The sequence below is a fragment of the Kribbella catacumbae DSM 19601 genome, assembly GCF_000372465.1.
Lineage (GTDB): Bacteria > Actinomycetota > Actinomycetes > Propionibacteriales > Kribbellaceae > Kribbella > Kribbella catacumbae.
Genome location: NZ_AQUZ01000051.1, coordinates 25,137 through 44,830, shown reverse-complemented (window position 1 = coordinate 44,830; position 19,694 = coordinate 25,137). Strand labels below are relative to the sequence as shown.

21 protein-coding genes are annotated in these 19,694 nt (G+C 66.8%); 12 read left to right on the top strand and 9 right to left on the bottom strand.

Annotated features, from left to right (window positions below; genetic code table 11):
- Positions 1-19: 19 nt before the first annotated feature.
- Entirely contained in the window at positions 20-901 is an 882-nt protein-coding gene (locus tag A3ES_RS0135680) for a S1 family peptidase (RefSeq protein ID WP_051084883.1), read from the bottom strand.
- 75 nt (positions 902-976) lie between these two features.
- Positions 977-1,561, bottom strand: a complete 585-nt coding sequence (locus A3ES_RS0135675; RefSeq protein ID WP_020391636.1) for a TetR/AcrR family transcriptional regulator — start codon at positions 1,559-1,561, stop codon at positions 977-979.
- Between the two features lie 85 nt (positions 1,562-1,646).
- Here A3ES_RS0135675 and A3ES_RS0135670 point away from each other — a divergent pair, with 85 nt between their 5' ends.
- The 4 genes from A3ES_RS0135670 (at position 1,647) to A3ES_RS0135655 (ending at position 4,345) form a co-directional block, all read left to right on the top strand.
- On the top strand, positions 1,647-2,798 hold the full coding sequence (locus A3ES_RS0135670) for an acyl-CoA dehydrogenase family protein (protein ID WP_020391635.1): 1,152 nt from the start codon (positions 1,647-1,649) through the stop codon (positions 2,796-2,798).
- The gene (locus A3ES_RS0135665; RefSeq protein WP_020391634.1) at positions 2,795-3,562 is read left to right on the top strand and encodes an SDR family NAD(P)-dependent oxidoreductase; all 768 of its coding nucleotides are present in this window, start codon (positions 2,795-2,797) and stop codon (positions 3,560-3,562) included. Before A3ES_RS0135670 ends, A3ES_RS0135665 begins: the two co-directional genes overlap by 4 nt.
- 112 nt (positions 3,563-3,674) lie before the next feature.
- Positions 3,675-3,947, top strand: a complete 273-nt coding sequence (locus A3ES_RS0135660) for a type II toxin-antitoxin system Phd/YefM family antitoxin (RefSeq protein ID WP_026163511.1) — start codon at positions 3,675-3,677, stop codon at positions 3,945-3,947.
- Positions 3,947-4,345 (top strand): type II toxin-antitoxin system VapC family toxin, encoded by a 399-nt coding sequence (locus A3ES_RS0135655; protein ID WP_020391632.1) that lies wholly within the window; start codon positions 3,947-3,949, stop codon positions 4,343-4,345. The genes A3ES_RS0135660 and A3ES_RS0135655 overlap by 1 nt, the downstream gene beginning before the upstream one ends.
- A gap of 549 nt (positions 4,346-4,894) precedes the next feature.
- Here A3ES_RS0135655 and A3ES_RS0135650 read toward each other — a convergent pair.
- Both A3ES_RS0135650 and A3ES_RS0135645 read right to left on the bottom strand, forming a co-directional pair.
- Positions 4,895-5,947: a hypothetical protein gene (locus A3ES_RS0135650; RefSeq protein WP_020391631.1), complete on the bottom strand. Its 1,053-nt coding sequence runs from the start codon at positions 5,945-5,947 to the stop codon at positions 4,895-4,897.
- Positions 5,947-6,456 (bottom strand): SigE family RNA polymerase sigma factor, encoded by a 510-nt coding sequence (locus tag A3ES_RS0135645; protein WP_020391630.1) that lies wholly within the window; start codon positions 6,454-6,456, stop codon positions 5,947-5,949. The genes A3ES_RS0135650 and A3ES_RS0135645 overlap by 1 nt, the downstream gene beginning before the upstream one ends.
- A 168-nt stretch (positions 6,457-6,624) precedes the next feature.
- On the opposite strand from A3ES_RS0135645, the gene A3ES_RS0135640 reads away from it, so the two are divergent.
- From A3ES_RS0135640 to A3ES_RS55720, 3 genes are read left to right on the top strand one after another with little or no spacing between them, the layout of a single operon-like run.
- Positions 6,625-6,861: a hypothetical protein gene (locus A3ES_RS0135640; protein ID WP_020391629.1), complete on the top strand. Its 237-nt coding sequence runs from the start codon at positions 6,625-6,627 to the stop codon at positions 6,859-6,861.
- Complete coding sequence (locus A3ES_RS56845; protein ID WP_020391628.1) at positions 6,858-6,980, top strand: hypothetical protein; 123 nt, start codon at positions 6,858-6,860, stop codon at positions 6,978-6,980. Before A3ES_RS0135640 ends, A3ES_RS56845 begins: the two co-directional genes overlap by 4 nt.
- Positions 6,981-6,989: 9 nt before the next feature.
- Positions 6,990-7,250 (top strand): PIN domain-containing protein, encoded by a 261-nt coding sequence (locus A3ES_RS55720; protein WP_337587780.1) that lies wholly within the window; start codon positions 6,990-6,992, stop codon positions 7,248-7,250.
- Between the two features lie 63 nt (positions 7,251-7,313).
- Here the strand turns inward: A3ES_RS55720 and A3ES_RS0135630 are convergent, their stop codons facing one another.
- Positions 7,314-8,558 (bottom strand): DUF4032 domain-containing protein, encoded by a 1,245-nt coding sequence (locus A3ES_RS0135630; RefSeq protein ID WP_020391626.1) that lies wholly within the window; start codon positions 8,556-8,558, stop codon positions 7,314-7,316.
- A gap of 87 nt (positions 8,559-8,645) precedes the next feature.
- On the opposite strand from A3ES_RS0135630, the gene A3ES_RS0135625 reads away from it, so the two are divergent.
- From A3ES_RS0135625 to A3ES_RS0135605, 5 genes are all read left to right on the top strand, one after another.
- A complete protein-coding gene (locus tag A3ES_RS0135625) occupies positions 8,646-9,656 on the top strand; it encodes a LacI family DNA-binding transcriptional regulator (RefSeq protein WP_026163510.1) in 1,011 nt (336 codons plus the stop codon).
- A gap of 173 nt (positions 9,657-9,829) precedes the next feature.
- Complete coding sequence (locus A3ES_RS0135620) at positions 9,830-11,212, top strand: ABC transporter substrate-binding protein (protein ID WP_026163509.1); 1,383 nt, start codon at positions 9,830-9,832, stop codon at positions 11,210-11,212.
- Between the two features lie 25 nt (positions 11,213-11,237).
- Positions 11,238-12,167 carry a carbohydrate ABC transporter permease gene (locus tag A3ES_RS0135615; RefSeq protein WP_020391623.1) on the top strand — a complete coding sequence of 310 codons (930 nt, stop codon included), beginning with the start codon at positions 11,238-11,240 and terminating at the stop codon, positions 12,165-12,167.
- A complete protein-coding gene (locus A3ES_RS0135610) occupies positions 12,164-13,135 on the top strand; it encodes a carbohydrate ABC transporter permease (protein WP_020391622.1) in 972 nt (323 codons plus the stop codon). Before A3ES_RS0135615 ends, A3ES_RS0135610 begins: the two co-directional genes overlap by 4 nt.
- 25 nt (positions 13,136-13,160) lie before the next feature.
- Positions 13,161-14,705 (top strand): glycoside hydrolase family 13 protein, encoded by a 1,545-nt coding sequence (locus A3ES_RS0135605; RefSeq protein ID WP_020391621.1) that lies wholly within the window; start codon positions 13,161-13,163, stop codon positions 14,703-14,705.
- 71 nt (positions 14,706-14,776) lie between these two features.
- On the opposite strand, the gene A3ES_RS49565 is transcribed toward A3ES_RS0135605, so the two are convergent.
- From A3ES_RS49565 to A3ES_RS0135580, 4 genes are all read right to left on the bottom strand, one after another.
- Positions 14,777-15,781: a HipA domain-containing protein gene (locus A3ES_RS49565; RefSeq protein WP_020391620.1), complete on the bottom strand. Its 1,005-nt coding sequence runs from the start codon at positions 15,779-15,781 to the stop codon at positions 14,777-14,779.
- A 419-nt stretch (positions 15,782-16,200) separates the two neighbouring features.
- On the bottom strand, positions 16,201-18,432 hold the full coding sequence (locus A3ES_RS0135590) for a heavy metal translocating P-type ATPase (protein WP_020391618.1): 2,232 nt from the start codon (positions 18,430-18,432) through the stop codon (positions 16,201-16,203).
- 14 nt (positions 18,433-18,446) lie between these two features.
- Entirely contained in the window at positions 18,447-19,439 is a 993-nt protein-coding gene (locus tag A3ES_RS0135585; RefSeq protein ID WP_020391617.1) for a hypothetical protein, read from the bottom strand.
- A complete protein-coding gene (locus A3ES_RS0135580; protein ID WP_020391616.1) occupies positions 19,436-19,666 on the bottom strand; it encodes a heavy-metal-associated domain-containing protein in 231 nt (76 codons plus the stop codon). The genes A3ES_RS0135585 and A3ES_RS0135580 overlap by 4 nt, the downstream gene beginning before the upstream one ends.
- Between the last annotated feature and the right edge of the window lie 28 nt (positions 19,667-19,694).

The window sequence follows — 19,694 nt, the reverse complement described above, 5'->3', positions numbered from 1 at the left end:
CGGCTGCGGACAAGCTTGATCAGTACACGTTCACTCCGTACACGTTCAGCGCCTCGACCACAGGCTGGAAGAAGGTGACGCCGCCCGAGGTGCAGTCGCCGTTGCCGCCGGAGGTGAGGCCGAAGGCCCAGGTCCGGTAGAACAGCGGGCCACCCGAGTCGCCTGGTTCCGCGCAGACGCTGGTGCGGATCAGGCCGGCCACCCGGCCGTCGTCGTAGTTCACCGTGGCGCCGAGGCCGGTGACCCGGCCGCTGGCGAGGCCGGTGGTGGCGCCCGTGCGGTAGACCAGCTGGCCGATGCCGGGGTTGGCTGCCGTGGTGATGTTCTGGGAGCGGCCGTTGTAGAGGTTCACGCTGCCACCGGGGGTGATGCCTGTCCGGTACACGACCAGGGCGTAGTCGTTCCACGGGTAGCTGGAGTGGTGGACGGTGCCGATCCGGTTGGTGTGGTTCGAATCGTGGTACCAGTTGGCCGCGTCGTTGCCGCAGTGTCCGGCGGTCAGGAAGTAGTACCGGCCCTTGCGGGTGACGTTGAAGCCGAGCGAGCACTTGAAGTCGCCGCCGTAGATGGCACCGCCGCCGCCGAGGTACTTCTTGAACTTGCCGGGGACCTTCTCCAGCACGACCTGGTTGCCGAACTGCTTGGTCACCTTCGTCAGGGACTGGAGCTTGGCGCCGACTACGGTCGAGTCATAGGAGACGAGGATCTTGCCGTCCGGCCTGGTCATCCAGGCGGTACCGGGGATCTCGACATCTTTGTTCAGGGCGGCTGTGATCGCGGCCACGGTACGGGGTTCGGGCTTGGCTGGGACGGCCGAAACGGCGGTAGCTGCGGGCAGGGCGGTCAGGGCGAGCGCACCTGTGACCAGCAGCGCCACGCCTCGGCGGAGGGAGGCAGTCATGCTGACAGCTTTCCACTGCACCGGTTCAGCGAGGCCGGATGGCAGCTTCAGGACGTCCTCTTCCTGCAGAGCCGGTCAGTCCTGGCGCAAGGAGTGCAGCACGAACGAGGCCAGCTCGCGGTACGCCTCGGCGTCGCTCAGGCCGGTCCGCCGGCCGATGTCGCCGCGCTGGATCGCTTGCATGGTGTGCGCGATCATCTCCGCGGCGAAGCCGATGTCGACCTGCCGGAAGACCCGGCTGGTGATGCCGTCCTCGATCAGCGAGCGGACCCGGTCGGCCGCGATCCGGGTGTTGCGCTCGTACACCGACCGGGCCGGCGCGAACGTCGCCACGTCGTCCAGGAAGGTGCGCCCGGCCGGCCGCAGCGCGTCGGCGACAGCGTTCAGGTACGCCGCGATGCGGCGCTCCGGCCGGGTCTGTTTGGCGACCGCCGCCTCGACCTCAGCGGTGGCATTCTTGAAGTAGTGCTTGACCACCTCGACGGCGAGTTGTTCCTTGCTCGGCGCCAGGGCGTAGAGGGTCGTCTTGCTGCAGCGCAGCTCCGCGGCCAGGTCGTCCAGCGTGAACCGGCTGAAGCCCTGAGCGAGGAACAGGGACAGGAGCCGGTCGAGCAGCTCTGACTGCCTGCGGGTGCGGCGCCCGGGGACGACTGTTGTCATATCGAGACAGCATAGAACGATACGGAGCTTTGGTCTTCAGTATCAATCGTAGTATCATTTCGACAGTTGTTGAGAGGGGTGCCTGATGGCTGTCGACCGCTTGCTCCCGACCGAGGAGTCCACCGATCTGCTGGGCCTGGTCCGGGACCTGTGCGAGCACGAGCTCGCGCCGTACGCCGCGAAGGCGGAAGAGACCGAGACCTTCCCCCGCGAGGCTTTCCGCACGCTCGGCAAGGCCGGGCTGCTGGGGCTTCCTTACCCGGAGCAGTACGGCGGCGCCGAGCAGCCGTACGAGGTCTACCTGCAGATGCTCGAGGAGATCGCCGCGGCCTGGATGTCGGTCGGTGTCGGCCTGTCCGTGCACACGATGACGAGCTACGCCGTCGCCACCTTCGGGACGCCGGACCAGCGCGAGCTGCTGCTGCCCGACATGGTCGGTGGCGAGCTGCTCGGCGCCTACGCGCTGTCGGAGCCGCAGGCCGGTTCGGACATCAGCGCGATGACGACGAAGGCGATCCGCGACGGCGACCACTACGTGCTCACCGGCACCAAGTCGTGGATCACGCACGGCTCACACGCCGACTTCTACACCACCTTCGCGCGGACGTCGGCCGACCCGAAGCACGGCATCTCGGCCTTCCACGTGCCGGCCTCGGCCGAGGGCCTCAGCTTCGGCGCTCCCGAACGCAAGATGGGCCTGACCGGATCCACCACCACGCTGGTCAACTTCGACCGCGTCCGGGTGCCGATCGCCAACCTGATCGGCGCCGAGGGCGACGGGATGCGGATCGCGCTGTCGGCGCTCGACTCCGGCCGGCTCGGCATCGCGGCCTGTGCGGTCGGGCTGGCTCAGGCCGCGCTCGACCTGGCGGCGTCGTACGCGCTGGGGCGGCAGCAGTTCGGGCACGCGATCGCGGAGTTCCAGGGGCTGCAGTTCCTGCTGGCCGACATGGCGGCGGCGACGGAGTCGGCACGGGCGACGTACCTGCAGGCCGCCCGGCGGCGCGACCTCGGCCGGCCGTTCACCCAGCAGGCGGCGATCGCCAAGCTGATCTGCACGGATGCCGCGATGAAGGTGACCACTGACGCCGTCCAGGTGCTCGGTGGCTACGGTTACACCCGCGAGTTCCCCGCCGAGCGCTACATGCGCGAAGCCAAGGTGACCCAGATCTTCGAAGGAACCAACCAGATCCAGCGGCTCGTGATCAGCCGCGATCTCCTCAGGAGTGTTCGATGAAGCTTGGCGCGTCCGATGTCGCTCTCGTCACCGGCGGTGGTTCGGGGCTGGGCGAGGCGACCGTACGCCGGATCGCCGCGTCCGGCGCCGGCGTGGTGATCTGCGACCTGCCGTCGTCGGCGGGCAAGGCGATCGCCGACGAGTTGGGGGAGCGCGTCGTCTTCGTGCCCACCGACGTCACCGACGAGGCTGCCGTCTCCGCTGCGCTCGATGCCGCGGCTTCACTTGGCGACCTGCGGCTGGTCGTAACCTGCGCAGGCATCGCCACCCCCGGCCGGGTCGTCGGCCGCAAGGGTCCGTTGCCGTTGGCAACCTTCCGGCAGGTGATCGAGGTCAACCTGATCGGCACCTTCAACGTGCTCCGTCTGGCCGCCGAGCGGATGATCGGGCTCGAGCCCGGCGAGGACGGTGACCGCGGCGTCGTCGTGATGACGGCCTCGATCGCCGCGTACGACGGCCAGATCGGCCAGGCGGCGTACGCGTCGAGCAAGGGCGGCATCGTCGGCCTCACCCTCACGGCCGCGCGGGACCTGGCCGACAGGGGCATCCGCGTCGTCACGATCGCCCCCGGCACGATGGAGACCCCGATGCTGGCCGGCCTCCCCGAAGACGCCCGCAAGGTCCTGGAGCAGCAGGTCCCTCACCCAGCGCGCCTCGGCCGCCCGTCGGAGTACGCCGCTCTGGTCGAGCACATCGTCGCCAACCAGCTCCTCAACGGCGAGGTCATCCGCCTGGACGGCGCCCTCAGGATGCCCCCGCGCTAAACCCTGTGGACAAAGGCCTTCCGGGACCGAAACCCGGATACCTTCCCTGCTGAATCGACTGAACGGTTCGCGACACGGGAGGTGTCTGACAAATATGTACTACAATGTGGTCATGGCTGAGATCCCGGTGCGGGTGCTGAATCAGGAGACGGCGAAGGTGCTGGCTCGGGTGAAGCAGGGCGAGGAGATCGAGATCACCGAGCGCGGCGCGGTGATCGCGCGGCTGGTGCCCGCCAAGCCATCACCCGTGGCGCGCCTGCTGGAGACAGGCAAGCTCCGGCTGCCGCGTGCGACGGGCCCGATGCCACACCCGCGGGGTGAGATCCGCACGGACCGGCAGGCAGGTGAACTGCTGGAGGAGTTGCGGGACGAGGAACGATACTGATGATCTACCTCGACACGGCAGCTCTGGTGAAATTCTTCCGCCGCGAAGTGGAGTCGTACGCCCTGGTCGACTGGATCGCGGACCAGCGGGACCAGTTGCTGGTCTCCTCGGCGCTCGCGGAGGTGGAGCTTCCGCGAGCACTGCGGCGAACCGAGCCCGACCTGCTGTCCGCGGTGCCGGGAGTGCTCGGCCGGATCGCGATCTACGAGATCGACGAACTGGTCAGAACCACCGCCGCCGCCTACGACGATCCCGCCATCCGCTCGCTCGACGCGATCCACCTCGCCACCGCGGACGCAGTACTGGGCGACGATCTGACGGCATTCGTCACGTACGACCGTCGCCTGCTCGCCGCCGCGGAGGAGCTGGGATTGACCGTCACAGCACCCGGCACCTAACTACGGCGGGCAAACCGGCCCGCTGGCGTGCCATCCCCCGCGGTACGCCGAGGTGGGCTGACTGGTCCACTGGCGGGTTATTCGAGCGATAGCGCCTTTGCAGAGCCTGTTGTTTTTGAAAGATGAAACGATGTTCATCCCTGAGGCATCGGAGCCGCCGAATACGCCCTGGTCAGCGAGGCGGGACTTCGCCGCCTGATCGTGGATCCCTCCACTTGGTCCCCAAAATCGGCCGGTTCTCGCGCAGTTCTCCCCACCTCACCCACACCGGGCCTCCAGTAGCAACAGGCTCTACAAGCCGCCAGCCGTCCAATAGTCGGCTGGTACTTCAGCCGGAGTTTGTGATGTTGGGTGGCGGGCCCGGACCGCCACCACATGCCAACTTGCCGTTTCTGCCCGGTCGCACGCCTGTGCACGCTCAGCCAATGCACCCAGTCGAGGTTGGTGTGTGATGGCGGTGCGGACCTGCATGAGCTAGGAACCTGTTGCTCGGTTGGCAGCGGAGGGCGGTCGCAGGTTGGTGAGGGGTCGAGGGGCGACGACGGTGGGCTACTTGGGTTTGCGGAGGAGGCCGAGGCCGCTTTGGTCGCTGAAGCCGGAGGGTTGGTGGGGGCCGGTCAGGAGGGGGTCGAGGTAGGGCTTGGCCAGGCGCCATGAGGAGATGGTTCCGTCCGAGGCGCCGTTGCCGGCGCAGCCGCTGTACTGGATCGTGACGTTGGCGTCGTGGGCGGTGCCGTCGACTTCTAGTAATAGGTCGATCGGGCTGAAGTTGGTGCAGTTCGGCAGGTCGGGGCCGGCGCCCTTGGGTGCGGCGAGGATGGCGGCCACGATTGCTCGCGCCTTGTCGGCGTCGAGCTTCGAGCTGGCGTTGAGTACCTCTCCGCCGTACGCGCAGACGGATATCGAGTGGACTGTACCGACGGATGCCAGGGCACGGTCGGGCAGCTGCAGCGAACTGAGGGGCAGGACCGGCGCGCACCCGTTCGCGTCCGTACTGACGATCGGGGTGATCGAATCGAAGATGCGCTTGCGTAGCGCGTCGTCGCCGGTGAAGACAGCGATCTTCACTCCGTCGAATTCCCGGGTCTCCTCGGTCCAGCCGTCACCGGTGGTCTGGATGCCGACTGGTTGCTGTCGAGCGTTGAACCAGACGTAAGGCGAACGCACCGCGGGCTTCGGCAGGCGGGGGTCGCACCCGACCTCTTCGAAAGTTCCGCCCCGCCCGACGTAGCCGGCCACCTTCTTCGTGAGGAGGCATGCCGGCTGGTCAGTCGTTCCGTAACTCCAACTGCTGGGCACCTGGAGCTGGATCGTGCGATACGACTCCCAGCGCCAGCCGGCCTCCGCGGGCGGCGGGCCGGGGGAGATCTTGGTGGCCGGTGTGTTGCTCGGGCCGGCATCCAGGACCGAGTGGACGCCGAAGATTCCGGTCGCGACCGCGGCGCAGGCCAGTACGAGCGCGCCGGCCGCCCGCCCCGACCGACGGCGCCGCAGCCGGGCATGGACCTGGTCGAGCAGGTCGTGATCGCGAGGTGCGTGCTCCGCCTGGCGGTCCAGGCTTTGCGCGAGCAGGGTTTCGGTGGGGTCTTCGTGGCTGGTCATCAGTGCGTGACCTCCTCTGTCGTGCTCAGAGTCGTCCGCAGGGACGCCAGGGCGCGATGGATCTGGGAGCGAACCGTCCCGGGAGTGCACTCGAGGATCTCGGCGATCTCGCTGTCGGGCAGCCCTTCGTAGTACCGGAGTACGACGGCGGCACGCTGTTTGGTCGGCAGGGAGGCGCAGAGCGTCCAGACCGCGTCCTGTTCGGCGTGCGGTCCGGCGTGGTCGCCGGTGGCCGACTCGAACGTCGCCGGATCGCCGACCGATGTCTCACGGAGGAAGAACTTGCGCCACCGGGAGATGTCCGCGTTGATCACCATCCGGCGCAGATAAGCCTCCGGATCGCCGCCCCGGGTGATCCGGGACCACCGCGAGTACGCCGCCACGAGCGCGTCCTGGACCGCCTCTTCAGCGCGAGTGTGGTCGCGGGTGATCAGGTACGCGAACCGCAACAGCGCGGCTCCACGCAACTGGACCCACTCGTCGAAATCCGGCGATCCCCCCACGACCATCGGCCACCTCCTACCCAGTACCACGCCCGCGGCCGCCCAGACGTTGCACCGGGACAGGACCGAATTGCGTTGCCTATCAACGACTCGGATAGACCAGAAGGGTCCCACCGGAGCCTGAGGCGAATCAGGGCTTGCCGCGTAAGCGACAGAACGTCTTACGCTGACGGCATGGCTGGCACCATCACGATCCGCAGCGATTCGGAGACCGAGCACGCCCTGGATGTTCTGACCCAGGACGGCAGCTCCCGCTCGGCGGCCATCCGCCAAGCCGTACTTGAAGCCGCACTGCGCAGAGAGCGGGCCGCGGCGATGCGTCGCGCTGTTCTGCGGATGCCGCTCGGCGAACCGGATGGCATCGACATCGCCGCTGAGATCGCCCGCAACCGCGAGGACGACGGCCGATGATCTATCTCGACTCGGCCGCCGTGGCGAAGCTCGTCCACGCCGGGGCCGAGACGCAGGCATTGCGCGACTGGCTCGACGAACGCGCCGGAGACCGGGTGGACGAGTTCGGTTCTGGCTGAGATCGAGTCATCGCGGGCCCTGGCACATCACGCCCCGGAAGCCATTGCCCGGCTCACCCGGTCCTCGACCTGATCGAGTTGGTGGAACTGGATGCCGGCATTCGCATTCTGGCCCAGACCGTGAAACCAGCGACCGTACGGAGCCTGGACGCCATTCACCTGGCATCGGCTCTCCGTATCCGCTCGCAGCTCACCTCATTCATCACCTACGACAAACGACTAGCCGATACCGCCCACGCAGCCGGCCTGCCCGTCGACATGCCTGCCTGAGACACCCCTCCGCCACGGGCGGCTTGGCAGAGCCAGCCGTCAGACGTTCAAGCGGAGCTCGGCTCAGTCGCGGTCGGGGTCGATCGTCGCTCCTGGAACCGGCGGTGGGGGGAGGGTCAGCTTCTCGTCCGGCTTGGCGCTCAGGACGTCGTCGACGTAGGAGCGGGCCGCCTTCATCGTGTCCACCTCGTGGCCTGCCTCCTCGGACAGGAACCAGCGGTGCTCGAGTACTTCGTGGAAGACCTCGGCCGGTTCGAGCTTGCGCTTCAGGTCGCGGGGTACCGACCGGACGACCGGCTCGAACACCTCGGACAGCCACTGGTGCGCGACGATCTCCTCGTCCTCGTTCTGCTGGTCCGTCGACGCGGCGAACGAGTCCAGGTCGTTCAGCAGCCGGCGGGCCTGGTTCTCCTCGACGTCGAGGCCGGTCAGCCGCAGCAGCCGGCGACTGTGGTGGCCGGCGTCCACGACCTTCGGCTGGATCCGGACCTGGCTGCCGTCCCAGTCGGTGATGATGTCGATCTCGGCGACGTCGAAGCCGAGCTCGTTCAGCCGCCGGATCCGCGAATCCAGCCGGTGCATCTCGTCGGAGTGGAACTCCTCCGGAGCGGTCAGCTCCTTCCAGAGCGCCTCGTACCGGGCCGTGATCGAGTGGATCGTCTCCAGCGGGTCGATGTCCGGGTCGAGCAGGCCGCCCTCCTCCAGATCGGACAGCTCGCCGAACAGGTTGATCTCGGCGGTGTAGAGGTCATGCGCGCGCTGCCCGTCGGAGATGTCCTGGTGCAGCTCACCCGTCTCAGCGTCCACCAGGTACGCCGCGAAGGCGCCCGCGTCGCGCCGGAACAAGGTGTTCGACAGCGAGCAGTCGCCCCAGAAGAAGCCGAGCAGGTGCATCCGGACGATCAGCGCGACCAGCGCGTCGATCAGCCGGTTGACCGTGTCCGGCCGCAGCGTGCTGGAGAACAGCGCGCGGTACGGCAGCGAGAACTGCAGGTGGCGGGTGACCAGGATCGAGTCGAGCGGTTCGCCGTTCTTGTCCACCCGGTCCGTGATGACGCCGACTGGTTCGACCGAGGGGGAGTCGAGGCGCTCGAGGTCGCGGAGCAGCCTGTACTCGTGCATCGCGAGGTGTTCCATCACCTCTTTGATCGCGTAGACGGTGCCGTTCACCCGGACGAAGCGGACCACGTGCCGCGAGATACCGCGCGGCAGCGCGACCAGCTGATCGTCGGGCCAGTCCTCCAGGGGGACGTCCCAGGGGAGTGACAGCAGACCGGTGTCCGGGCGGGTGGCGACAAAACGAGGCACGTCGACCAGTGTCTCAGTTCCTGACGGATCGGGTAATGAACGTAAGTGGCTGCAAGAATTTGCGGAATATGGCGTAGTGTTTGCGCTATGACACGACGTCTTGCAGAGGTGGCCAAGAAGGTCGGCGTGAGCGAAGCGACCGTGAGCCGGGTGCTGAACGGCAAGCCCGGCGTCTCCGAGGCGACCCGGGAGGCGGTGCTGACCGCACTCGACGTCCTGGGGTACGAGCGGCCGACGCAACTGCGTGGGGATCGGGCCCGCCTGGTCGGCCTGGTGCTGCCGGAGCTGCAGAACCCGATCTTCCCGGCGTTCGCCGAAGTGGTCGGCGGGGCGCTCGCGCAGCAGGGCTTCACCTCGCTGCTCTGCACCCGGACGGTCGGCGGTGTCTCCGAGGCCGACTACGTCGATCTGCTCTTGCAGCAGCAGGTCTCGGGTGTCGTCTTCGCCGGTGGCTTCTATGCGCAAGCCGATGCGCCGCACGCGCACTACGAGCTGATCCAGGAGCGCAAGCTGCCGACCGTACTGGTCAACGCGGCCGTCGACCATCTCGGCTTCCCGCAGGTGTCGTCGGACGACGTGGTCGCCGCGGAGATGGCGATCGGGCACCTGCGCGCGCTCGGGCACCAGAAGATCGGGATGGTGCTCGGCCCGCGGGACCACATCCCCTCGCGGCGCAAGCTGGAAACGTTCCTCGCCTCGCCGGAGGCGGATCCGGAGCTGGTCGAGCACACCATGTTCTCGCTCGAGGGCGGGCACGCGGCCGCCACCCGGCTGGTGAAACAAGGCGTCACCGGCATCGTCTGCGCGAGCGACATCCTGGCGCTCGGCGCGATCCGCGCGGTCCGCCGGGCCGGCCTGACGGTACCGGGTGACGTCTCGGTGATCGGGTACGACGACTCCGCGATGATGAACTGCACCGACCCGCCGCTGACCACGGTCCGTCAGCCGATCGACGCGATGGGCCGGGCCGCGGTCGACATGCTGGTGGCGCTGATCGAGCGCGCCGTCGTACCGGCCGACGAGCTGCTCTTCGAGCCCGAACTCGTCGTCCGCGCGTCGACGGCCCGGCTGCGATCGCCGGCGAAGGACGTTCTGTAGCCGACTGATCACTGAGGGGCGAAGTGGGTGACAACCCGCTTCGCCCTTTTGGTGTGCCCCCACATTCCGCGATGCCGTCACGTTTTTGCAACTTGTGATTGAAGTATTGCGCTATTCCGGTCGAGTTGCCTACGGTACGGACCACATCCGAGGGCCAGTAGAAGGGCAGATCGATGAGGAAAACGAGCCACCGCAGGGCGCTCGGCCTGTTGCTCGTGGCAGGGCTGGGCCTGACGGCCGCGTCCTGTGGATCCGGGGACGAGGACAAGCCGGCTGCTCAGGGGTCGGGCGATGGGACCGCGCCGGTCACGATCACCGTGGGATGCCAGCCACCGAAGAGCAACCCGAAGGAACGCAGCGGCTGGGACGAGGACGTCGCGGCCTTCCAGAAGCTGCACCCGAACATCACGATCCAGAGCAAGGACGCGTTCCCCTGCATCAACCCGGACACCTTCCAGGCAAAGCTGGCCGGCGGCACCCAGGAGGACGTCTTCTACGTCTACTACACCGACGTCCAGAAGATCATCAAGGCCAGGCAGGCCGCCGACATCAGCCAGTACATCGGCGACGTCAAGGCGCTCAAGGACATCCGCGCGGACGTCCAGAGTGTCTTCAAGGAGGGCGACAAGTCCTACGGTCTGCCACGCAACAACTACAACATGGGCCTGGTCTACAACCGCAAGCTCTTCACCCAGGCCGGGCTGAACCCGGACTCGCCGCCCAAGACGTGGGCCGAGGTCCAGGAGGCCGCCAAGAAGATCGCCGGGCTCGGCGCCGGCTACACCGGCTTCGGTGAGTACAGCGCGGGCAACACCGGCGGGTGGCACTTCGCCGCGTCGCTGTACGCCCGGGGTGGCTCGATGGTGAGCGACGACGGCAAGAGCGCCGCGTTCAACAGCTCCGAGGGCAAGGCGGTGCTGGAGAACCTCAAGAAGATGCGCTGGGACGACAACAGCATGGGCACCAAGCAGTTGCTGCAGTGGGAAGACCTGATGCGGATGATGGGCTCGGGCAAGCTCGGCATGATGATCGGCGCGCCGGACGTCGTCCAGTCGGTCAACAACGACTTCCAGGGCAAGTTCGAGGACTACGGCGTCACCGCGGTCCCGGAGTCCGAGGGCAAGTCGTCGCTGAGTGGCGGTGACGGCTACATGTTCAACCCGAAGGCGACGCCGGAGAAGATCAAGGCCGGCCTGCTCTGGCTGGAGTTCCACGAACTGACGCCCGGCAAGGGCCAGTTCAACTACGAGCGTGCCAAGGCGCAGGGCCGCCCGGTCGGTCTGCCGATCCCCGACCTGTACGGCGATTCGGCACCCGGCAAGGAGATCACCGCTCTGCGCAAGCAGTTCGCGACGGTACCGGTCGACCACTTCACGCCGTACGTGAGTGCGCAGGCCGGCATCACCAACAAGCTCGAGCCACCGAAGGCGCAGGAGCTGTACGCCGTACTCGATGTGGCGATGTCCGCGGTGCTCACCCGGAAGGACGCTGACATCGACAAGTTGCTCTCTGACGCAGAGGGCAAGGCCAACAAGATTTTAGGGCGTGCCTCGTGAGCCACGCCCTAGCCAAGAACACCTGATGGCTCATCTGACCGCGAAGCCGCCGGTGCGCCGTTCCCTTCCCCAGGGGGCGGCGCGCCGCGCGGTGGGCAGGAACCTCACGGCGTACGGGTTCCTCTGCGGGGCGCTGATCTGTTTCGCCTTCTTCTCCTGGTACCCGATGGTGCGCGAGGTCGTGCTCAGCTTCCAGGAGAACAACTTCGTCGACCCGGCCAAATGGGTCGGCTTCGACAACTTCCGGACCGTGATCGAGGATCCGGCCTTCCGCGCGGCGTGGCTGAACACGGCCGCGTTCAGCGGTCTCGCGCTGGTCGTCGGGTATGCGATCCCATTCGTCCTCGCGGTGGTGCTGAACGAACTGCGGCACGCGCGTGGGTACTTGCGGTTCGTCGTGTACCTGCCGGTGATGCTGCCGCCGGCCGTCGGCGTGCTGTTGTTCAAGTGGTTCTACGATCCTGGTGCAGGATTGTTCAACCAAATCCTTGACGGGTTCGGCATTCCACCGCTGAGCTGGCTCGACTCGTCCAGTACCGCGCTCATCTCGCTCGTCCTGGTCTCCACCTGGATGAACCTCGGCACCGGCACGTTGATCTACCTGGCCGCGTTGCAGAGCATCCCCGGTGAGCTCTACGAGTCCGCCGAACTCGATGGCGCCGGGCTGTTCCGGCGGGTCAGGCACGTGACGATCCCGCAGACCAAGCTGATCCTGCTGGTGATGCTGATGCTCCAGGTGGTGGCGACCATGCAGGTCTTCATCGAGCCCTACCTGCTGACCGGCGGCGGACCGGAGAACGCGACTGTGACGGTGGCCTACCTGATGTACCAGTACGCCTTCAACTTCGGCGACTTCGGTGCGGGTGGCGCACTGGGACTGATGCTGATGGTCGTGCTGATGGTGTTCTCGACGATCTACCTGCGCGTCGCGCGCGACAACGAAGGTGGCCGATGACAACGACCTTGCAGCCACAACGGATGCTCAAGGCAACCACACCGGCGGCGGCACCGCGGAGTACGAGGAAGAAGAAGGACAAGGGCCGCGGCTACGAGACCAGGAGCCTGATGTCGCCGCTGTCGTTGCAGTCCCGGCGCGGCAAGCTGATGTACTGGACCGTGCTGGTCGTGGTGGTGACCGGCTTCACGCTGGCCTTCGTCTTCCCGCTGTACTGGATGGTGACCGGCGCGCTGAAGTCGCCGGACGAGCTGGCCCAGATCCCGCCGAGCTTCTTCCCGAAGAGCTTCGACTTCGGCGTCTACGCCGACGCCTGGAACCAGTTGCAGCTCGGCGTCTTCCTGAAGAACACCGTCCTGTACGCCGGTGGCGCCTGGCTGTTCACGCTCGCGGTCGACGTCACCGCGGCGTACGCGCTGTCGAAGCTGCGGCCGTTCTTCGGCAAGGTGATCCTCGCGCTGATGCTGGCCACCTTGATGATCCCGCCGATGGTGCTGCTGCTGCCGACGTACCTGGTCGCCAAGGACGTACCGATCTTTCACTTCGATCTGCTCAACACCCCCTGGGCGATCTGGTTGCCGGCGGCCGCGAACGGGTTCTTCATCTTCCTGCTCAAGCGGTTCTTCGACTCGATCCCGCGGGAACTGCTGGAGGCGGCCGAGATCGACGGCGCCTCACCGCTGCGGATTCTCTGGTCGATCGTGCTGCCGGTGTCGCGGCCGATCCTCGGCGTGGTGTCGATCCTGTCCGTCGTGACGGTCTGGAAGGACTTCGTCTGGCCGCTGCTGGTGCTGCCGGAGACGGACAAGATGTCGATCAGCGTCGGGATCGCGTCGTTGTCCGCGCAGATGCCGCAGAACGTCCTGATCGCGTCGCTGGTGATCGCGTCCCTGCCGACGATTCTGGTGTTCTTCGTGTTCCAGCGCAGCATCATGGCGGGCCTCACCGCCGGAAGCCTCAAAGGCTGATCCCCCAACATCCTAAGGAGAAGCAATGTCGGATACGTGGTGGCGCGGAGCCGCGATCTACCAGGTCTACCTGCGCAGCTTTGCCGACGGCAACGGTGACGGGATCGGCGACCTGGCTGGGCTGCGCGCCAGGCTGCCCTACCTGGCGGACCTCGGAGTCGATGCGATCTGGCTGAACCCGTGGTACCCGTCGCCGATGGCCGACGGCGGGTACGACGTGGCCGACTACCGCGCGATCGATCCGAGCTTCGGCACCCTGGCGGAGGCGGAGGCCTATATCGAGGAGGCGCATGCGCTGGGGATTCGCACCATCATCGACATCGTGCCGAATCATGGATCGGATCAGCAGGACTGGTTCGTCCAGGCGCTGGCTGCCGGGCCCGGATCGCGCGAGCGGGAGCGGTTTCTCTTTCGCGACGGCAGGGAGGGCGGGCTGCCGCCGAACGATTGGCAGTCGATCTTCAACGGTCCGGCGTGGACACAGATCGCGGACGGTCAGTGGTACCTGCATCTGTTCGCGCCCGAGCAGCCCGACTTCAACTGGCGCAGTCCCGAGGTGGTGGAGGAGTTCCACGCCATCCTGCGGTTCTGGCTGGAACGTGGCGTGGACGGGATCCGGATCGACAGTGCGGCGGTGCTCTTCAAGGACCTGGACAGTGCTGAGGAGTCCTACACCGACCACGACGAGGTGCACGACGTGTACCGCGGCTGGCGGCAGATCACCGATTCGTACCAGGGGCGTTTCCTGGTCGGTGAGATGTGGATGCCGGACCAGGAGCGGTTCGCGCTGTACCTGCGGCCCGACGAGATGCAGACCGCGTTCAACTTCGACTTCTTGTCCCGGCCGTGGGATGCGGCCGAATTGCGCGCGTCGATCGACCTGACGCTGGCGACCCATGTGCCGATCGGTGCGCCACCGACCTGGGTGCTCTCGAATCACGATGTCACCCGGCCGGTGACGAAGTACGGGCGACCGGACACGTCGTTCTCGCATCAGGATCGCAAGCACGGGATGACGACGGACCCGGTGCTCGGCGAACGTCGCGCCCGCGCCGCGGCCCTCCTGGCGATGGCGTTGCCGGGTGGTCTGTATGTCTACCAGGGTGAGGAACTGGGACTCCCCGAGGTGGAAGACCTCCCCGACCACCTCCTCCAAGACCCCCTCTGGGAACGCTCGGGAGGCACCGACCGCGGCCGCGACGGCTGCCGGGTCCCCATCCCGTGGTCAGGCAAAGAACCACCCTTCGGCTTCGGCGCCGGTACGCCGTGGCTGCCGCAACCCGCCGACTGGAAAAACCTCACCGTCGAGTCCCAGCAAGCCGACCAGAACTCCATGCTCGCCCTCTACCGCGACGGCCTCAACCTCCGCCGCACCGCACTAGGCGACGGCACCCTCACCTGGCTGGACTCCGCCCCCGGTGTCCTGTCCTTCACCCGAGAATCCCTAACCTCCATCACCAACCTCACCCCCCACCCCATAGACCTCCCGCCCCACTCCGAGATCGTCCTCACCAGCAACCCCCTGGAGGAAGGCAAACTCCCCTCCGACACCACCGCCTGGCTCCGCTGACCGAAGACTCTTACGTCCGAAGAAGTGGAGGTACGTCCCCTCGTCTTCTCGACTTCTTCGGACGTAAGAGCTCAGCGGTCGGCCTCCAACGGCGCGACGTCCAGCTGCCCCCACCGGTCACGACGCCCTTCTACCTGAGCTGTGATCAGATCTGCGATCCAACCGGCTCGGCTCCTGAGCACAGCGGGAATGCCGGACTCAACTGCAGCTTGCTGGAAGGCGGTGGGAACTCGCGAACGGATCGATCTCAGGCGGGTGACGGACTCGTCGCTCGTCAGGCCCAGCCGTCGCCCCACGGCAATCCAATCCTGCTCCGAGACTCCTGCCATCTCCCACGTCGTACCGATCTTCATGGCCGACCTAAGTCCTCGGCCGTGCTCGTAGGGCAGGTACGACGCCACGTCGTACAGGGGAGCGAGACGGACACTTCGCGAACTCAACAAGAGTGAGAAGTTCTTCGCGTGGGCATCTGTCGCAGCGATCGCGACATTGAATACGAGGTAGTCGAACAAGGTCTGCAGGTTTCCGCGTCGGTGGGAACCGAGGCTGCGACTGGAGAGTAGTTCACCGAGCTGATCGGGCCCTGGTCCTCCGTCCGACTGGTACTTCTTGCTCGGTGGTATCGAGAGCGCCTGGCAGAAGTCCTCCTGGTGAAGGCGCCGCCATCGACCGTCGGCGCCCTGATACCGGTCGTACCTGTGCGAGATCAGTACTTCGTACTTGTCGCCTGCGAGGAGTTCGGTGGTGGCCGCGGGCAGGCTGCACAGCTGCGCCGCCCTCAGGCATAGGTGCTCGTTGAGATGGTGGCCCTCGTAGTTCGGCATCGACGGTTTGAGAATGTGAGTAGTCGGCGTCGAGTCGCAGGGAACCCCCCAACGCCCTTCGGGGGACCGGAACAGTGCGATCTTGCTCTGCGCGCCGGCCAGGCTCCATCGGCCCGCGTTCCTGCCGGGATCCCAGCTGTCGGGATGCTGCGCCAAGCCGGCCAGCGTCTTGTCCATCGCGTCGGCGCTCAGCCAGTCGATGTCCCCTTGCTGGTTGGCTGCGTCGCTGGAGGCGATCTCCTCTGGGAGCACCTGAACCGCTCCGGCGGCATCTCTACCGATGTGCCGCAACAGGGCGAAGGGGTTGTTGGGTGAGACTCCGTACTTCCGGCCGAGCCGGCTCCCCTGAAGACGGCGCGCTACCTGTCTTCGAGGTAGACGACCAATCGATCCTCAGCCATCGTCAGACTCGCCTGTGAGGTGCGGGAAGAGCTCGTCCCAGGTCGTCTCGGATGGATCGGTGGGCAAGGGCTCTGCCGAACTCGTGGTCAGCGCCAGTCCGGCCGCGGCCAGAACGTCGAGTACCAATTGAACCTCCAGGCGAGGATGACCCTGCTCGAGTCGGATCAGCCATTCGCGCGAGACCCCAGCGCGATGGGCCAGTTCCGCCTGTGTCAGATGTTGTCGTACGACCACATTGCCCCCAGAGATTGCTCGGCGGGAACTCAGTCTCAGGGATTGGTGAGAGGTTGGAAGCGGCGGAGTCTGAGGCTGTTGGTTACTACGAAGACTGAGCTGAAGGCCATGGCGGCGCCGGCCAGCATGGGGTTGAGGAGGCCGGCGGCGGCCAGGGGGAGGCCGGCTACGTTGTAGGCGAAGGCCCAGAAGAGGTTGCCCTTGATGGTTCTGAGGGTGGTTCGGGACAGGCGGATCGCGTCGGCGGCTGAGCGGAGGTCGCCTCGGACCAGCGTCAGGTCGCTTGCCTCGATCGCCACGTCGGTGCCGGTGCCCATCGACAGGCCAAGGTCCGCTTGGGCCAGCGCAGCGGCGTCGTTCACGCCGTCGCCGACCATCGCCACCGTGCGACCCTCGTCCTGCAACTTCTTCACCGCGTCGACCTTGCCGGCCGGCAGCACCTCGGCTATCACCTCGTCGATGCCGACCTCAGCCGCCACCTTCTGCGCCACCGCCTCGTTGTCCCCGGTGAGCAACACCGGCCGCAGCCCCAGCGCCTTCAGCTGCCGGATCGCCTCGGCCGAACTCGGCTTCACCGTATCCGCAACCACCAGCACAGCTCGCGCCTTGCCGTCCCACCCAACCGCGACCGCAGTACTGCCCTCGGCCTCCGCGTGCTCCTTCGCATGCGCAAGCTCCGCAGACAGATACTGACTCCACTCCTCCAGCAACTGCGTCCGGCCGACCAGTACTGCGTGCCCGTCGACAATCCCTTGTACGCCGAGCCCTTCCACGTTCCCGAAGTCCTCGACAGCAGCGAGTTTGCCAACCTCCTCGGCGGCCCCACGCGCAATCGCCTGGGCGATCGGGTGCTCGCTGGAGTGCTCCAGAGCACCCGCCAGCCGCAGTACCTCGGCTCGCTCTTCACCCTCCGCCAGCAGTACGTCGACCAGCGCCATCCGCCCGGTCGTCACGGTCCCGGTCTTGTCCAGCACGATGGTGTCGATGCGATGCGTCGACTCCAGCACCTCCGGCCCCTTGATCAGGATGCCCAGCTGAGCCCCGCGCCCGGTCCCGACCATCAACGCGGTCGGAGTCGCGAGCCCCAGTGCACAAGGGCAGGCAATGATCAGTACTGCGACCGCAGCCATGAACGCCACCTCGGTCGGCGACCCGTTCCCGAGCCAGAAGCCCAGCGTCGTCAGCGCAAGCCCGATCACGATCGGCACGAACACCCCGGAGATCCGGTCGGCCAACCGCTGGACGGCAGCCTTCCCGTTCTGCGCGTCCTCCACCAACCGCGCCATCTGCGCCAACTGAGTGTCAGACCCAACTCGAGTCGCCCGTACTACGAGCCGCCCGCCGGCATTCACGGTGGCGCCGACGACGGCGTCACCCTCGCCGACTTCCACCGGCACCGACTCGCCGGTCAGCATCGACGCGTCCACCGCGCTGCTCCCGGTGACGATCACACCGTCAGTGGCGATCTTCTCGCCCGGCCGCACGACAAACTCGTTGCCCACAGCAAGCTGATCGGCCGGAATCCGGACCTCGGTGCCATCGCGCAGGACGGCGACATCCTTCGCGCCCAGCTCCAGCAGGGCTTTCAGTGCCGCCCCTGACTGTCGCTTGGCCCGCGCCTCGAAGTACCGGCCTGTCAGGATGAACATGGTCAGACCGGCGGCGACCTCGAGGTAAATCTCCTCGGCGCCGCTGCCCCGCGACGGGATCAGCGTGAACGGCATCTTCATCCCCGGCGTGCCCGCCTCGCCGAGGAACAGCGCGTAGAGCGACCAGATGAAGGAGCTGATCACACCGACCGAGATCAACGTGTCCATCGTCGCCGCGCCATGCCGCAGATTCGTCCAGGCGGCCTTGTGGAACGGCCAGGCCGCCCACGTGACGACCGGAGCCGCCAGCGTCAGCGACGCCCACTGCCACGAGTCGAACTGCAATGCCGGAATCATGCCCAGGGCAATCACCGGTACGGCGAGAGCGATGCTAGCGATCAGCCGTTCGCGCAATGGCTTCAGCTCATCGGCCGGTTCGGGGCTGTCGGCAACAGGGGGAGCAGGCAACGAAGCGGTGTAGCCGGTCGCCTCGACGGTGGCCACCAGGTCGTCAGTACTGATGCCTTCGGCAAACGTCACCTTCGCCTTCTCGGTGGCGTAGTTGACGGTGGCGGTGACGCCTTCCATCCGGTTGAGCTTCTTCTCGACCCGGTTGGCGCAGGAGGCGCACGTCATGCCACCGATCAGGAGCTCGACGGAGTTGTCTGGTGTGGTCATTGCTGGGCCTCCTCTCAGTGGCCGTGCGGTGATTCTTCGTGGCCCGGCGTCTCGCTCGCGCCAGGCAGTTCGCTGGGCGGCACGATCGCCGTCCCGGTGCTGCCGACGTTCACGGTGAACTCGGCGGTGCGCACCTTGCCGGCGTGCTGGAAGTCCAGGAACAGGCTGTAGGTGCCGGCGGTCGGGAAGGTGGTGCCGAAGGTGATCTGCGGCCCGCCCTTCATCCCCGCCTTGGCTTCGATGGACGGATGCGTGTGCAGGTAGGCGAGATCGCCGCCGCGCAGGGACACCAGGTGCCCGAAGGCGCCGAGGTACGGCTGCAGATCGGTGACCGGTTTGCCCGCCTTGTTGATGCTGAAGGTCAGCTCCGACTCCTTGCCGGCGACCGGCTGGCCGGCCAGCGTCACGTCGTACCCGTCGATCGAGTAGATGCTCGCGGGCTCGTTCAGCGGAACCGGGATGTAGAGACCGGAGACGCTGACGTCAGCACCGAGCGTCAGCGTCTTGCCGAGCGCCTTCGGCTGGAAGTCCGTGAACATCCGCCACGTGCCACCGGCGGTGAACGTGAACGGGATGCTCCAGGTCCCATCGGCGGCCCGCGTCGGGTGCACGTGATGGAAGCCGGACAGATCCCGCCGGACGACGATCAGGTGCAGGTCCTTCTCGTGGGTCTGCGCGTACTGCGTAACCGCCTTGCCATCCGGACCCTGGATGGTGAACTGCAGCGTCTGCGGCTTGCCTGGCTGGAAGAAGGTGGTCTTCGGTACCAGCGTGTAGCCGAACTGGGACACGGCCAGCCCGGGCGGTTGCTCGTCGGGCTCGCTGTGCTCGGCGCCATGCGCACCGCCCTCGGTCTTCTCCTCGCCCATCCCCTCGGCGTGGTCGCCCGGCGCCGGGTCGGCTGCCGCGACCGGATCGACCACGGAGCCGAGTGCGAACGCGCCGGCGAAGGCGAGCGCCAGTGCACCAGCGAACGCGCCGAGCCGGATCGCGACAGCCCTGGTCATGCGCTCGCGCCCGGAGCGGCCAGCTCGTAGCCGGCCTCGTCGACGGCCCCGCGCACAGCGGTCTCGTCGAGAGTGGACTCACTCGTCACGTGGACGGCGGAGGTGCCGCCGGCGTTGAGGTCGATGCGGATCTCCTGGACGCCCGGCAGCTTGCCGAGCTCCTCGGTCACGGCGGCGCTGCAGTGGCCGCAGGTCATGCCGTTCACGGCGTACGTCGTGGTGGTCATAGTGGTGCTCCTTGCTCGGATGTGTGAT

Bases quoted from the DNA above. Each gene is read 5' to 3' on its own strand.
- A3ES_RS56845 (WP_020391628.1), top strand. From the start codon at position 6,858: ATGATCTATCTCGACTCGGCCGCCGTGGCGAAGCTCGTCCACGCCGGG.
- A3ES_RS0135665 (WP_020391634.1), top strand. From the start codon at position 2,795: ATGAAGCTTGGCGCGTCCGATGTCGCTCTCGTCACCGGCGGTGGTTCG.
- A3ES_RS0135650 (WP_020391631.1), bottom strand. From the start codon at position 5,947: ATGACCAGCCACGAAGACCCCACCGAAACCCTGCTCGCGCAAAGCCTG.
- A3ES_RS0135625 (WP_026163510.1), top strand. From the start codon at position 8,646: ATGACACGACGTCTTGCAGAGGTGGCCAAGAAGGTCGGCGTGAGCGAA.
- A3ES_RS0135610 (WP_020391622.1), top strand. From the start codon at position 12,164: ATGACAACGACCTTGCAGCCACAACGGATGCTCAAGGCAACCACACCG.
- A3ES_RS0135645 (WP_020391630.1), bottom strand. From the start codon at position 6,456: ATGGTCGTGGGGGGATCGCCGGATTTCGACGAGTGGGTCCAGTTGCGT.
- A3ES_RS0135615 (WP_020391623.1), top strand. From the start codon at position 11,238: ATGGCTCATCTGACCGCGAAGCCGCCGGTGCGCCGTTCCCTTCCCCAG.
- A3ES_RS0135590 (WP_020391618.1), bottom strand. From the start codon at position 18,432: ATGACCACACCAGACAACTCCGTCGAGCTCCTGATCGGTGGCATGACG.
- A3ES_RS0135675 (WP_020391636.1), bottom strand. From the start codon at position 1,561: ATGACAACAGTCGTCCCCGGGCGCCGCACCCGCAGGCAGTCAGAGCTG.
- A3ES_RS0135580 (WP_020391616.1), bottom strand. From the start codon at position 19,666: ATGACCACCACGACGTACGCCGTGAACGGCATGACCTGCGGCCACTGC.
- A3ES_RS0135605 (WP_020391621.1), top strand. From the start codon at position 13,161: ATGTCGGATACGTGGTGGCGCGGAGCCGCGATCTACCAGGTCTACCTG.
- A3ES_RS0135660 (WP_026163511.1), top strand. From the start codon at position 3,675: ATGGCTGAGATCCCGGTGCGGGTGCTGAATCAGGAGACGGCGAAGGTG.
- A3ES_RS0135640 (WP_020391629.1), top strand. From the start codon at position 6,625: ATGGCTGGCACCATCACGATCCGCAGCGATTCGGAGACCGAGCACGCC.
- A3ES_RS0135680 (WP_051084883.1), bottom strand. From the start codon at position 901: ATGACTGCCTCCCTCCGCCGAGGCGTGGCGCTGCTGGTCACAGGTGCG.
- A3ES_RS0135655 (WP_020391632.1), top strand. From the start codon at position 3,947: ATGATCTACCTCGACACGGCAGCTCTGGTGAAATTCTTCCGCCGCGAA.
- A3ES_RS0135620 (WP_026163509.1), top strand. From the start codon at position 9,830: ATGAGGAAAACGAGCCACCGCAGGGCGCTCGGCCTGTTGCTCGTGGCA.
- A3ES_RS0135670 (WP_020391635.1), top strand. From the start codon at position 1,647: ATGGCTGTCGACCGCTTGCTCCCGACCGAGGAGTCCACCGATCTGCTG.
- A3ES_RS0135585 (WP_020391617.1), bottom strand. From the start codon at position 19,439: ATGACCAGGGCTGTCGCGATCCGGCTCGGCGCGTTCGCTGGTGCACTG.